The 12,823-nt window shown below is 72.6% G+C and carries 11 protein-coding genes; 6 read left to right on the forward strand and 5 right to left on the reverse strand.

Features of this window, described 5'->3' with window-relative positions; all coding sequences use genetic code 11:
- Positions 1-184 precede the first annotated feature (184 nt).
- From ACZ4N4_RS23530 to ACZ4N4_RS23540, 3 genes are all read right to left on the reverse strand, one after another.
- Positions 185-1,414 carry an ATP-binding protein gene (locus ACZ4N4_RS23530; protein WP_467591733.1) on the reverse strand — a complete coding sequence of 410 codons (1,230 nt, stop codon included), beginning with the start codon at positions 1,412-1,414 and terminating at the stop codon, positions 185-187.
- Positions 1,411-2,178: a hypothetical protein gene (locus ACZ4N4_RS23535; RefSeq protein WP_467591736.1), complete on the reverse strand. Its 768-nt coding sequence runs from the start codon at positions 2,176-2,178 to the stop codon at positions 1,411-1,413. The genes ACZ4N4_RS23530 and ACZ4N4_RS23535 overlap by 4 nt, the downstream gene beginning before the upstream one ends.
- A 122-nt stretch (positions 2,179-2,300) precedes the next feature.
- Positions 2,301-2,807 carry a protein-tyrosine phosphatase family protein gene (locus ACZ4N4_RS23540; RefSeq protein ID WP_453577692.1) on the reverse strand — a complete coding sequence of 169 codons (507 nt, stop codon included), beginning with the start codon at positions 2,805-2,807 and terminating at the stop codon, positions 2,301-2,303.
- 128 nt (positions 2,808-2,935) lie between these two features.
- Here ACZ4N4_RS23540 and ACZ4N4_RS23545 point away from each other — a divergent pair, with 128 nt between their 5' ends.
- On the forward strand, positions 2,936-3,739 hold the full coding sequence (locus tag ACZ4N4_RS23545; protein ID WP_467591740.1) for a nuclease-related domain-containing protein: 804 nt from the start codon (positions 2,936-2,938) through the stop codon (positions 3,737-3,739).
- A gap of 213 nt (positions 3,740-3,952) precedes the next feature.
- Here ACZ4N4_RS23545 and ligD read toward each other — a convergent pair whose 3' ends face one another.
- Positions 3,953-4,834, reverse strand: a complete 882-nt coding sequence (gene ligD, locus ACZ4N4_RS23550) for a non-homologous end-joining DNA ligase (protein WP_453577686.1) — start codon at positions 4,832-4,834, stop codon at positions 3,953-3,955.
- 65 nt (positions 4,835-4,899) lie between these two features.
- Here ligD and ku point away from each other — a divergent pair, with 65 nt between their 5' ends.
- The 5 genes from ku (at position 4,900) to ACZ4N4_RS23575 (ending at position 11,038) form a co-directional block, all read left to right on the forward strand.
- A complete protein-coding gene (gene ku / locus ACZ4N4_RS23555) occupies positions 4,900-5,943 on the forward strand; it encodes a non-homologous end joining protein Ku (protein WP_467591744.1) in 1,044 nt (347 codons plus the stop codon).
- Positions 5,944-6,378: 435 nt separating this feature from the next.
- Entirely contained in the window at positions 6,379-6,861 is a 483-nt protein-coding gene (locus tag ACZ4N4_RS23560; RefSeq protein ID WP_467591847.1) for a DoxX family protein, read from the forward strand.
- Positions 6,862-7,147: 286 nt separating this feature from the next.
- The gene (locus ACZ4N4_RS23565) at positions 7,148-8,104 is read left to right on the forward strand and encodes a LysR family transcriptional regulator (protein WP_467591747.1); all 957 of its coding nucleotides are present in this window, start codon (positions 7,148-7,150) and stop codon (positions 8,102-8,104) included.
- A gap of 404 nt (positions 8,105-8,508) precedes the next feature.
- Positions 8,509-9,432, forward strand: a complete 924-nt coding sequence (locus ACZ4N4_RS23570; protein WP_467591749.1) for an NAD(P)-dependent oxidoreductase — start codon at positions 8,509-8,511, stop codon at positions 9,430-9,432.
- Between the two features lie 94 nt (positions 9,433-9,526).
- Entirely contained in the window at positions 9,527-11,038 is a 1,512-nt protein-coding gene (locus ACZ4N4_RS23575; protein WP_467591752.1) for an MFS transporter, read from the forward strand.
- 149 nt (positions 11,039-11,187) lie between these two features.
- On the opposite strand, the gene ACZ4N4_RS23580 is transcribed toward ACZ4N4_RS23575, so the two are convergent.
- On the reverse strand, positions 11,188-12,639 hold the full coding sequence (locus tag ACZ4N4_RS23580) for a glycosyltransferase family 39 protein (protein WP_467591755.1): 1,452 nt from the start codon (positions 12,637-12,639) through the stop codon (positions 11,188-11,190).
- Between the last annotated feature and the right edge of the window lie 184 nt (positions 12,640-12,823).

Genomic DNA, 12,823 nt, shown 5'->3' on the forward strand with positions numbered 1-12,823 from the left:
GGGTGTTTCGGGGGATGGGTCATGTGCCGGCCGGTGGGGGTTGCTCACGCCCACGCGGCGGAGCCGCATATCGACACAGCCCCGCGCCCCTTTGGGTGGGGCCAGTGCACCTGCCCAAAGGGGCGCGGGGAACCGCGCGACGAGCCACAGACGGCCCGCAGCCGCGCGCACCGCCCGCGGCTCCCTACGGCAGCGTCAACGTCGCCACGGCCCCGCCGTCGATCGCGTTGCCGAACGACAGCCGCGCGCCCAGCACCTCCGCCTGCCCCACCGCGATCGTCAGCCCCAGCCCGTGCCCCTTGGCTCCGCCCTCCGTCCGGAACCGCTGGGGCCCGTGTGCCACCAGGTACTCGGGAAACCCGCTCCCGTGATCCCGGACGGTGACCTCCTTGCCCTCCACCGTCAGCACCACCGGCGCCCGCCCGTGGCGGTGCGCGTTGGCGACCAGGTTCCCCAGTACCCGTTCCAGCCGCCGCCGGTCCGTCTCCACCCACACGTCCCGTACGACCTTCACCTCGGTCTCCGTCCCGGACGCCCGCACCACCCGCTCGGCCAGCGCGCCCAGCGCCTCCGCGTCGGTCTCCAGCCGCTCCCGGCCGGTGTCCAGGCGGGAGATCTCCAGCAGGTCCTCGGTGAGTGTGCGCAGCGCGGCGACCCGGTCCCGCACCAGTTCCGTCGGCCGCCCCGGAGGCAGCAGTTCCGCCGCCGCGTGCAGCCCGGTCAACGGCGTCCGCAGCTCATGCGCCACGTCGGCGGTGAACCGCTGCTCGCTCAGCAGCTTGCTCTGCAGCGACGCGGCCATGCGGTCCAGCGCGGCGGCGACCGCGGCCACCTCGTCCTGCGGCCGGGTCGGATCCTTCGTCCGGGGGTCGTGCACCCGCGCGTCCAGGTCCCCGGCGCTGATCCGCCGGGCCACCTGCGCGGTGCCGTGCAGCCGCCGGGTCACCCGGGTCACCGCGAACGCGCCGACCAGCAGCGTCGCCCCGATGGCGAGGGCCGACGACCAGAGGATGGAGCGGTCCAGGCCGGCGATCGTACGGGCCTGCTGGGAGTAGTCGACGGCCACCGCGAGCGCCCGGCCGTGGTCGGCCGGGCCCGCCGCCCACATCGTGGGGCGACCGTCCTCCCTGGAGACCATCGTGCCGCGCTCCCCGGCCACCGCCAGCACCCGCAGCCGCGGCGGCAGCCCCGGCGGGTCGATCGCCGAGCCCGGCAGCAGCGCGTCGCCCGCCTCGTACGCGGTCGTCGCGTCCGTCAGCCGGGACAATGCCTGATCACGGGCCTGTGCGACGGTCTGGTCGGTGACCGACACATGCACGAGCACGCCGAGCAGCGCGGCCAGCGCACAGCACATCACCGTGATGAACCCGGCCGACTTCGCCGCGAGCGTCCCGGCCCAGCGGGGAAGCCTCATCGCGCACTCGCGGAGGGGGAGGCGGAGGCCGGCGGAGCGGCGGAGGCGGAAGCCGGGGGCGCGGAGGGTGCCGGCGTGCGGCTGTGCCGTGCCTTGCCGGTGCGCAGGAACTCGTCCCGGGAGAACACCATCGCCTTCTGTTCCGGGTCCCACGCCCAGGTCGTCCGGTACTCGTACCCGGTGATCCCGGCCGGCGACCGCACGATGACCGCCCGCCCGGCCAGCTCGACCCCGATGATCGCGTCGTCGTCCTCCAGCACCTGCACCAGCCGGTGGTTCTCGACGGTGTACACGCGCAGCGCGGTCTGGTTGGTCGGATACAGCCGGAAGCCGAGCGTCAGCTCGTCCCGCCCGTCCCCGGTCAGATCCCGGTAGTACGGCTTGAGCAGCGGACACCGCGCCCCGCCGCCACCGGCCGCGCACTCCTTCATCCGGTTCGTGGTCTCGTGGTACGCGCCCTTGGACCCGTAGGCCGCCGAGTCCGAGGCGATCTCCGCCCGTACGACGGCCACCGGATCGACCCCGCGGAGGTCGTCGCCGGGAACCGTGACGCCCTTCACGGTCTGCGCGCTGCCCTCGTCGTAGGGCCAGGCCGGGCTGGACGCCGGCCGCAGGTCGGGCCAGAGCTTCACGGGGCTGACCGCGGTCGGGGTGGCTCCGGCCTCCTGGAGCCCGCCGGAGTCGCCACAGCCGGACACCGCCGTCGCCAGCAGGGCGACGGCGGTGGCGGCGAGGGCGGTACGGAGGGGACGACGGGTCGGCACGCTGCTCCTGGGCGGTTCGGGGGGTTGTGGGTCTCGGGGCCCCGTACACCTTATTCGCGAATTCGTAGGGAAATCCTTTTTGTGCCCGGGGGGCCGGTGCACGGGAGAGAGCAGGGGAGAGGCTACTCGGCGAGTTCCTCGAGCAGCCGGGCGGTGGTCAGACCGGCGCGCAGATAGGCGACGAACAGCTCGTTGTGCAGCGCCCAGGGCGAGCGCCGGGCCCGCACCAGCCGTATCGCCTCCTCGGCCGTACGCCCCCGGTGCACCAGCGCCTGCGCGACCACCAGCCCCGACCGGTTGTACCCGCTGTAGCAGCGCACCAGCACCGACCGCCCGGCGTCCAAGGCCTCACTGGCCGCCCGGGCGAGCCGGATCACGCCGGCCAGCTGGGTACCGTCCAGTGGCCCGTCGGGGATCGGCCACACCTGATGCTCGACCCCGGTGTCCGGGCCGTGTCCGGGCAGCCGCAGCAGACTCTGCACCAGATCGAACTCGTCCCGTACGACAACGGACTCCAGCTGCCCCGCACGCCCCCGGAACTCGTGGCCGCCCATCCACAGCCCGGGCAGCACCTCGCTCCACGGGCTGTCCGGAGCCGGAACGTCGTACTGCTCTCCACGGATCCGCACCGGCGCCTCCCCGCTGCGCGCGCCAACCCCTGTCCGTCCAACCCTGGCCGTCAACCCCTGTCAAAGGTAGCGGGGTTCTTGCCCGCGGAGCACCCCGCCTGTTCCCATGGTCGTGGGGTGATGTCGCAATGAGCGGACTGCGCGTCGTGCCGACCTGGCGCCACGGCCAGGAACGGCTGTACGTCTGCCTCACGGACGGACGGAACATCGCCTGGTACGACCGTGAGGCGGCCCGGGTCAATCTGCTCAGCGAGGAGCGCCGGGACGACGTACTCGAAACCCTGCGGCCGTTCCTGACCGGCTCGGTCACGGTCGGCCCGCCACCGGTACCCACGCCCGCCGAACTGGCGCGGCTGACCCTGCACCCCGATGACGACCTCGCGCCCAACCGCCCCGGCGAGGCGCTGCTGATCGCTCTCGACCGGGACCCCGGTCCGGCCCACCGCCTGCGCCCCGACCCGCGCCGCCGCGCGCTGACCGCCGAGCAGACCGTCGGCGACGCCCTGGACCAACTGGACGGCGTGGGCTGGCACGCCCTGCACTCCGTCCCGCTGCCCGGCGGCGACCGCCTCCACCATCTGCTGATCGGCCCCGGCGGCCTCTTCTGCGTGCACGCGCTCTACGCCCGCAAGCAGAAGGTACTGGTCGCCGACCCGATGGTCTCCCTGGGCCGCCGTGAGCCCCGGCCGCTGCTGCGCCGCCTGCGCGCGGACGCCGACCGGGCCTCCTACGCCCTGACGGCCGAGGTGCACCCGGTCCTGGCGCTGACCGACCCGGCGGACGTCACGCTGACGGCCCCGCCCCGCGCGGTCCGCGTCCTACGCGACCGGGACCTGGAGGGCCTGTCCCGCCTGGGCGAAATCCTCAAACCGACGGACGTCGAGGCACTGCACGCGATGGCACGGGACCGCAACACGTGGGGAAGGGTCTGACGCTCGTCCCCTGGTCTCCGCTCACGGCGGCGGCGTCGGGTTGGCCCCTGTCTCCGCTCCGGGGCGGCGGCGTCGGGTTGGTCCTGATCTGGCCCCGCTCAGGGCGGCGGCGTCGGGTTGGCCCCTGTGATCTGGCCCCGCTCAGGGCGGCGGCGTCGCGTCGGCCGCTGGTCTCCGCTCAGGGCGGCGGCGTCGTGTCGGCTCCCGTCCCGCTCACGGCAGCGGCGTCGCCCGCTCCGGGTCCAGTAGCGGTGCCAGCAGGTCCCCGTACTGCTGGACCCGCCCCGCGACCTCCCCGGCCCGGAACTCCAGCTCCTCCGCCCGCCGGCACTCCGTGATCTCCTCCCAAGTCACCGGTGCGGACACCATCGGCTCCCGCCGCGCACGCGCCGTGTAAGGGGCCGCCGTGGTCTTCCGACCCGCGTTCTGACTCCAGTCCACGAACACCTTCCCCGGCCGCAGGCTCCGCGTCATCCGGTGCACCACCAGTCGCGGCATCGCCCGCTCCGCCGCCACGGCCAGCCCCTTGGCGTACTCGCTCACCCGCTCGCTGGACGCCCCCCGCACCCCGGCCAGCAGGTGCAGCCCCTTCGATCCGGCCGTCTTGGCGTACGCCTCGATCCCGTCCTCGGCCAGCCGTTCCCGCAGCCACAGCGCGACCTCGCAGCACTCCACCACCGTCGCCGGAGCCCCGGGGTCCAGGTCGAAGACGATCCGGTCGGCCTCGTCCGGCGTCCGCACCAGCCACTGGTGCGTATGGAACTCGGTGACCAGGTTCGCCGCCCACATCAGGCTCGCCAGGTCCTGCACCAGCACCATCCGGGCCGGCCCGTCCGACCGGCGCACCTCGGCGGTGGTGACCCACTCGGGCGTACCCGGCGGCACGTTCTTGGTGAAGAACACCTGCCCGTCCGGCCCGTCCGGATAGCGCAGGAAGGACACCGGCCGGTCGCGCAGATGCGGCAGCAGAACCTCGGCGGTCGTCGCGTAGTAGTGCAGCAGCTCGCCCTTGGTGAACCCGGTCGCGGGATACAGCACCTTCTCCAGATTGCTGAGCGCGATCCTCCGCCCGTCCACCTCTGTGATCGGCGTCATACGATGACAATCTCATACAAAATTCTCATGCAGGCGATGGACGTCCGGACGGAAGGAAACCGCAGGTGCGATCCATATGGAACGGCGCGATCTCCTTCGGGCTCGTCAGCATCCCCATCAAGCTGGTGAACGCCACGGAGAGCCACTCGATCTCCTTCCGCCAGGTCCACACCGAGGACAACGGCCGGATCCGCTACCGCAAGTTCTGCGAGCTGGAGGACCGCGAGGTCACCCAGTCGGAGATCGGCAAGGGGTACGAGGACGCCGACGGCTCGATCATCCCGATCAGCGACGACGACCTGTCCCACCTGCCCATCCCCACCGCCCGCACCATCGAGATCGTGGCCTTCGTCCCGGCCGACCGGATCGACCCGCTCCAGATGGACGCGGCGTACTACCTGGCGGCGAGCGGCGCCCCGGCGGCGAAGCCGTACACCCTCCTGCGTGAGGCCCTGAAACGCAGCCACAAGGTGGCCATCGCGAAATACGCGCTGCGCGGCCGGGAACGCCTCGGCATGCTCCGCGTGGTCGGCGACGCCATCGCCATGCACGGCCTGCTCTGGCCGGACGAGGTCCGCGCCCCGGAGGGCGTCGCCCCCGACGTCGACGTCACCGTCCGCGACAAGGAACTCGACCTCGCCGACGCCCTGATGGACACCCTCGGCGAGGTCGACCTGGAGGACCTGCACGACGAGTACCGGACGGCCCTGGAGGAGGTCATCGCCGCGAAGGCGGCCGGTGAGGCCCCACCGGAGACCCCCGAACCGGCCAAGGGCGGCAAGGTCCTGGACCTGATGGCGGCCCTGGAGAAGAGCGTCCGCGCGGCGAAGGAGTCGAGGGGCGAGGAGTCGCGGGGTGAGGAGGCGGAGGTCACCCCGATGCCGAGCAAGAGGCCGAGGGCGGCGGCGAAGAAGACGGCGGCGAAGAAGACGGCGACGGCGGAGAAGACGGCGCCGAAGAAGACGGCGACGAAGGGGACGGCCGCGAAGACGTCTGCCGCGAAGACGCCTGCCCGGAAGGCGACGGCCCAGAAGTCGACGGCCAAGAAAACGGCGGCGAAGAAGTCGACGGCCAAGAAGACGGTCGCAGCGCGCAAGCGCTCCGCATGAAACCACTCCCGTCCGGCACCGCGGCTCCGTGTCGGACGCGCGTCTCGGCTTCTCCGGCGACCCGTCACCGTGCGCTTCTCCGACGCCGTCCGGATCCCCGTGGCGCACCGCGCCCCATGGCCGCCGGGTTGCGCCATGCTCGTTATCAACGATCGGAATAATGCATATTTCAACATACCGGTGGATGTGCTGAGGTAATGGCGCAATGCTGGACGAAGGGGAGTGCTCGCCTTATAGCGGGCAGACCGGCTCGTTCTCACCTGCGAAGGCATCGTCATGCGTGCTCTGCATCTCCACCCCTTCGGTAGAACTCATGTCCTGTCACTGACCCAGGCACGCGCCCCCGCGGGCCCCGTCGCGGAGATCCGCAGGCCCGCCGACCCGGCCGCCTCGGGCCCCCCGGGCGGTACGCATGCCGCCGGCGCTGGTCCCCGGCTGTCCGCCGGTGATTGCGGACTGCTGCTGATCAGGCTGACCTTCGGACTGCTGATGGCCGGCCACGGTGCGCAGAAGCTGTTCGGCATCTTCGGGGGGCCGGGCCTGGCGGCCACCGGCAGAGGCTTCGACGCCCTCGGCTACCACCCGGGCAAGGTGTTCGCCCTGCTCGGAGGCCTGTCCGAACTCGCCGGGGGGCTCGGTCTGGCCGTCGGACTGTTCACTCCGCTGGCTGCCGCCGCCATCATCGGCGTGATGATCAACGCCATGGTGACCGTGAGCGGGGCCCACGGCCTGTGGATCCAGAACGGCGGTGTCGAGTACAGCGTCGCCATCTGCATCGTGGCCCTCGCCCTCGCCGCCATCGGCCCTGGTCGGCTGTCCGTCGACCGGTTCTTCCCCTGGCGCTCGGGCGGCTGGGCCGCCGCCGCCGTCGCGCTCGGTCTGGGCGGCATCGGTGCCGCGATCGCACTGAGCGTCTGAACGCGTCCCGCCCCGTCCCCCTGGTCAGGCCACCGGGCGGGGCGGACCCGGTTACGGCCGCCGGCCGTCAAGCCCACGTCCTCGTGGTCGAGCCCGGACATCGTCGCCCCGCCTCGCGAGACCTCACCCGGCGAGTGATCACCACGGCGGCCCGCCACCACGGCCGGGCCCCGGTGGGGGTCGTGCGGCGGTCGTGCGGCGGTCGTATGGCGTCGTATGGCGGTCGAACGGCGGTCGTACGCTTGAGGGGCAGGAACCCTGGCTCACAGCTGGGAGGGCTGGGACGATGCTCAGCACGCATGTCCCCGACCTGGCCGCGCTGGAACTGCTGCTCGGTGTAGCCCGGGAAGGCAGCCTGAACAGCGTCGCCCGCAAGGCCGGGGTGAGTCAGCAGGCCGTATCGGCGCGGATCCGCGCGATGGAGGCACAGACCGGGGTCACCCTCGTGCACCGGACCCCACGCGGGTCCAGTCTGACCGTCGAAGGCGTCATGATCGCGGAGTGGGCCGCCCGGCTGCTGGACGTCGCGGCCGAAATGGACGCCGGGATCACGGCACTGCGGGCCGGCCAGCGGGCCCGGCTCCGGGTCAGCGCCAGCTCGACCATCTCCGAGATGCTCCTGCCCGGCTGGCTGGCGTCCTTCCGCGCGGAGACCCCGCCGGGCAGGCACGCCCCGGAGATCGTCCTGACCTACGCCAACACCGCCATGGTCGTCACCCATGTCACCGAGGGCATCGCGGACATCGGCTTCACCGAGGGCCCGCACGAACCCGCCGGACTGCACGGCAGGGCCGTCGGCCACGACCGGCTCACGGTCGTCGTCGCTCCCGGCCACCCGTGGGCACGCCCTCGGCCCGTCAGCGCCGCCGAACTGGCCGGCACTCCGCTGGTGAGTCGGGAGAGCGGCTCCGGTACCCGGGACACCTTCACCGCCGCGCTGAGCGCCGTACTCGGCCCCGGTGTCCCGCAGGCCCCCGCGGCGCTGTCGCTGTCCACCACGGCGGCGATCCGCTCGGCCGCGCTGGCCGGTGCGGCACCCGCGGTCATCAGTGAACTCGCCGTCGCCGACGACCTGGCCAGCGGCCGGCTCGTCGCGGTACAGACACCCGAACTCGACCTGCGCCGCACTCTGCGCGCCGTCTGGGACGGCGCCGCCAGCCCGCCCAGCGGCGCGGCCCGCGACCTGATCGCCCACATCCTGACCCGCCAGAGCCAGAAGCGTCACAGCGGCCGAACCCACTGACGGGGCGACAGCGGGGCGTAGGGGCGGTGTGGCCGGAAGGGCTGTTGTCACCGCTGTGCGTGGTGGCCGCGCGCAGACGGACGTGGACGACGGGGCGCGTGGTCGAGGTCGATGGACGTGCGTGGTCGACGGGTGGTCGACGCGTACTCGTCGATCACGGGGGTGAGGCTTTCCGGTCTCCCGGTCTCCCGGTCTTCCGGTCTCCCGGTCTTCCGGTCTCCCGGTCTTCCGGTCCTCCGATCTCCCGGTCATGCCGTTCTGCGATCTTGCGGCCTTCCGGCCGTCGAGGCCTGCGCTCCCGTACAAGCCCGGCTTGTACCCCGGCAAGCGTGGGGCCACTACCAGTGGATTTCCGCGGCTGCGACCGTCGAAGTACGAACCCCACCACCGCCGGAGGGAATGCCATGAGCACCAACTCGCCCGCCCGACAGCACACCGCCCCCGACGACCAGCACGGTCGCCGCCACGCAACGGGGACCCCGCCGATCGCCTTCGTGGGCACCGGGCGAATGGGCGCCCCCATGGCCGCCAACCTGGCCCGCGCCGGTTTCGACGTACGGGTGTGGAACCGGACCGCCGACCGCGCCGCACTCCTCACCGGCGTGGGCGCCGCCGTAGCACCCACCCCGGCGGAGGCCGTCCGGGGTGCGGGGATCCTCGTCACCATGCTGGCCGACGGTCCCGCCACCGAACAGGCGGCCACCGGACCCGACGGATTCCTGGCCCATGCGCCCCGGCTGGTCTGGGTGCAGATGGCGACCGTCGGAGCCGAATGGACGGCCCGGCTCGGCCGCACCGCCGCCCGCCACGGGGTGACGTTCGTGGACGCCCCGGTCTCCGGCAGCGAGGGCCCGGCCCGGGCCGGGCAGCTCATCGTCCTGGCCAGCGGGCCGGACCGGATGCGCAACGGCCTCGCCCCGATGTTCGGCGCGCTCGGCAGGGCCACCGTCTGGCTGGGCCCGGCCGGTGCCGGCACCAGCGCCAAGCTGGTGCTCAACAACTGGCTCGTCGACCTCGCCGAGACCACCGCGGAGTCTCTCTCCTTCGCCCGCCGGCTCGGTCTGGACCCGACCGCGATCGTGGACCTGCTGCAGTCGACGCCACTCGCGTCGCCGTACGCCATGCAGAAGGCCACCACCATGCTGACCGGTGACTTCACCCCCGCGTTCGCGCTCAAGCACGCGCTCAAGGACGCCGAGCTGGCGGTGCAGGCGGCGCGGGCCAGCGGTACCGAACTCGCGCTCACCCAGGCGCTGCTGCCCCGCTGGCGGGACGTCGCGGCAAGGCACGCCGACGACGACCTGGCCGCGGTGTACACCGCCGCCTGACCAGCCCCGTACAAGCCCCGTACCAGCCCTGCGCGGTTTCTGCGCGGTTTCTGAGCAAGGGCCGCGCAGGACCCCACAAGAGAGGACCCCGGTGATGACCGCAGCAGCTGTGCCGGCCACCCGAAGTGACCCGGAGAACGGCCTGACACGGCCCCCCGGGGACCCCGTCCCGACGGCGGGCACGCCGGCCCCCGCCCCTGCCTCCGGGCACCCACGGCTGGGACTCGCGCTGATCCTCGTCGCGTCCTTCATGGTGGTGCTCGACTTCAGCATCGTGAACGTCGCGCTGTCGTCCATCCAGCACGAGCTCGGCATCTCGGCCACCTCCGTGCAGTGGGTGGTCACGGCCTACGCGATCACCTTCGGCGGGCTGCTGATCCTCGGCGGCCGCGCAGGGGACCTCTACGGGCGGCGGCGCCTGTTCATGGCCGGGATCGGCGTCTTCACCGCCGCGTCGCTGTCCGGCGGGCTCGCGCACGATCCGCTGCTCCTGATCGTGTCCCGCACGGTGCAGGGCTGTGGCGCCGCGATGGTCGCGCCCGCCGCGCTCTCCCTGATCACCACGGGCTTCCCCGAAGGCCCCCGGCGCACCCGTGCGTTGGGCCTGTACGGGGCGACGGCGTCGGTCGGCTTCGTCGCCGGGCAGGTGCTCGGCGGTGTCCTGGTGGAGTTCTTCAGCTGGCGCTCGGTGTTCCTGGTGAACGTTCCGGTGGGGCTGGCCGCCCTGTTGCTGGCCCCCCGTCTCCTGCACGAGTCGAGGCTGCGCCGGGCCGGGCGGCACCTGGACACCGTCGGCGCGACGCTCATCACGGGAGCCGTCGCCGCGCTGGTCTTCGCGGTCTCCCAGGCCGGGATCACCGGCGTGGGATCCGCCGGCGTGCTGGTTCCGCTCGGCCTGTCGGCCCTGGCCGCCGTGGCGTTCTTCGCCGTCGAGCAACGGCGTGCCGATCCGCTCGTGCGGCTCGCGCTGCTGCGCACCCGAGGGCTGCGCAGTGCCGGCACCCTGATGATGCTGCTCGGCCTGTGGAACGGCGGGGAGATGCTGGTGCTCTCCGTGTACCTCCAGGAAGTTCTGCACATGTCCCCGCTGGTGGCCGGCCTGGTGGTCGCCCCGCAGGGCATCGTCGGCCTGGTGACCGGGTTGCTGGGCGCCCGGCTGGCGCGACGCGTGGGGATCCAGCGCGTCCTGGTGCTGACCGCGCTGGCCGCCACCGCCGGCTTCCTGATCCTGACTCAGCTCCCCATGGGTGGCGGCTACCGTGCACAGCTGGCGGCCGTGGCCCTGGTCGGGTTCGGCACCGCCGGCACGGCGTTCGGAAGCATGGTGACCGCCAGCGCCGGCGTCGCCGACCGCGACCAGGGTCTGGTGGGCGGCGTGGTCAACATGAGCCGCCAGCTGGGCGCCGCGCTGGGAGCGGCGCTGCTTCCCGCCATCGCCGACGCGGTGGACCGAACGGGCCACAGCAGCATGGCGGTCGGTGACCGCGCCGCGATGCTCGCCGGAGCGGCGGCGGCCGGCCTCGCCACACTGGTGGCCCTGCGGACCCGGCAGAAGTCCCCCCACACCCAGTCCGCCTCCAAGGCCCCGGACCCGAACGCGGCCTGACGGACAGTCCTCTCGCCAGGCGCCCAGGGGACCACTTCACGGTCGAGGCGGGGCTGCCACGCCCACGCGGCTGTGTCCTCGGGCCGTCCTCACCGTCCTCACGGTCCTCACCGTTCTCACCGTCCTCGCCGTCGGAGCCACGTGCCCGGTCACGGGCTCCCGATGCGCTGGTACACCGTCACCCTGCGACCGCGGACCTGCTCGTCCGTCACCGGCGTGAAGTACCTCTTCAGCACTGCGATCTTCGTCTGGTCCCGCTGCGCCGACACCGGCGTCGCGACCTCCGCCTTGTCCGTCACCAGCAGGATCCGTCGCTGGGCCAGCATCACCGTCCGGATCCGGGCCGGGGCGGCCTCCACACCCTTGAGCGTCCCGGACTTCTCCGGACTCTCGGTCAGGGCTATGTCCCGCAGACCGGTGAAGGCGCGGGGGGAGACGAGCTTGGTGTCGCGTCGCGCCGCAGGTACGAAGACCACCGCGTCTCCGGGCTTCTTGAGTCGCTGTACGTCCGTCGCCACGGCGAAGACGTCGTCCACCCGGCTGGCCGGGGAGCGCTTGGCCAGGGACTGGGGGAGCAGCGCCGCCATGGCCACGGCGATCACCGCGGGGAGGATCCAGGGCGATGCCCTCGGGAAGCGCGGCGTGGCCGCCCGTACCGCCGTGCCCAGCGCCGTCCCGATCAGCAGCGCCAGACCCAGCTGGCTGAACAGGACGTACCGGTCCAGGAACAGCGGCTGGACCAGGGAGAGGCCGACCAGGATGAACTGCGGCACCGCGAGCAGCGGCAGCCCCACGGCTGCCGCCGACAGCCGGCCCGCCTGCGGCCGGTCCAGCAGGGCGCCGAGGCCACCGATCGCCAGCAGGACCGCCGGGCCGATCATCATGTGCCAGGTCAACGGCGGTATCCAGGAGATCTGTTCGGACTGGCTCCGGCTGAACAGGATCAGGGGCAGCACGCCCGCCACGGCCGCCGCCGAGGCCGCCGTCCATCGGGTCCACACCGCGCGCCGGGCCCGTGTCCAGATCAGGGTCGCCGCGTGCGCGGGCAGAATCATCAGCGCCAGCCAGTTCAGCAACCCGCACAGCAGGACGGCTCCGGCGTAGGCCGCCCACCGCGCTGTTCCGCCGCGGCCCTCGAGCACGGTCACCAGCAGCAGCGTCGAGATCGCGGCTCCGGCCGTGACCAGTGCGTACGGGCGCCCCTCCTGGAGATAGAACTGCACCGCCGGAAGCAGGCCGAGTGACAGTCCCGCCCCCAGACCCGCCCAGGTCCCGGCCAGTCGCCGGCCGATGACCGTCACGCAGGCCGCGGCCAGCGCCACGGCCAGCACGGAGGGCAGCCGCAGCGTCGTCGTGCCGGGCCCGAAGCATTCGAAGAGTCCGTGCATCAGCAGGTAGTAGAGCCCGTGTACGGCGTCGACCTGCCCCAGCATGTGCCAGATCTCGGGGGTGGGCCGCTGGGCCACCTGCCAGGTCGCCGCCTCGTCCCGCCACAGGCTGTGCTGCCGGGACAGTCCCCACCCACCCAGGGCCAGGGTCCACAGCAGGGGAATCAGCCAGACGGGCAGGGGTCGGCGGCGGGCGGTCAGATGGGGAGTCATGAAGGTGGTCGGGCCCTCGGGTAGCGGTGCGAACTGAAGTCAGCGGTTCGTCGACATGACTGAGGACCCGCCGGACCGGCTGTCGGTTCGCGCGGGAGCACCCGAGAAAAGCGCGCATTCCAGACTGGCCGGCAAGGCAAGGGACATTGTCTGCGCCTCCCCGTAACCCGACGACAGTACATGT

This window comes from Streptomyces sp. NPDC026538, from assembly GCF_055567535.1.

What these genes read in the sequence shown, in the direction of transcription:
- ACZ4N4_RS23565 (WP_467591747.1), top strand. Translation starts at nt 7,148, where the DNA reads ATGCTCAGCACGCATGTCCCCGACCTGGCCGCGCTGGAACTGCTGCTC.
- ACZ4N4_RS23570 (WP_467591749.1), top strand. Translation starts at nt 8,509, where the DNA reads ATGAGCACCAACTCGCCCGCCCGACAGCACACCGCCCCCGACGACCAG.
- ligD (WP_453577686.1), bottom strand. Translation starts at nt 4,834, where the DNA reads ATGACGCCGATCACAGAGGTGGACGGGCGGAGGATCGCGCTCAGCAAT.
- ACZ4N4_RS23530 (WP_467591733.1), bottom strand. Translation starts at nt 1,414, where the DNA reads ATGAGGCTTCCCCGCTGGGCCGGGACGCTCGCGGCGAAGTCGGCCGGG.
- ACZ4N4_RS23575 (WP_467591752.1), top strand. Translation starts at nt 9,527, where the DNA reads ATGACCGCAGCAGCTGTGCCGGCCACCCGAAGTGACCCGGAGAACGGC.
- ACZ4N4_RS23545 (WP_467591740.1), top strand. Translation starts at nt 2,936, where the DNA reads ATGAGCGGACTGCGCGTCGTGCCGACCTGGCGCCACGGCCAGGAACGG.
- ACZ4N4_RS23580 (WP_467591755.1), bottom strand. Translation starts at nt 12,639, where the DNA reads ATGACTCCCCATCTGACCGCCCGCCGCCGACCCCTGCCCGTCTGGCTG.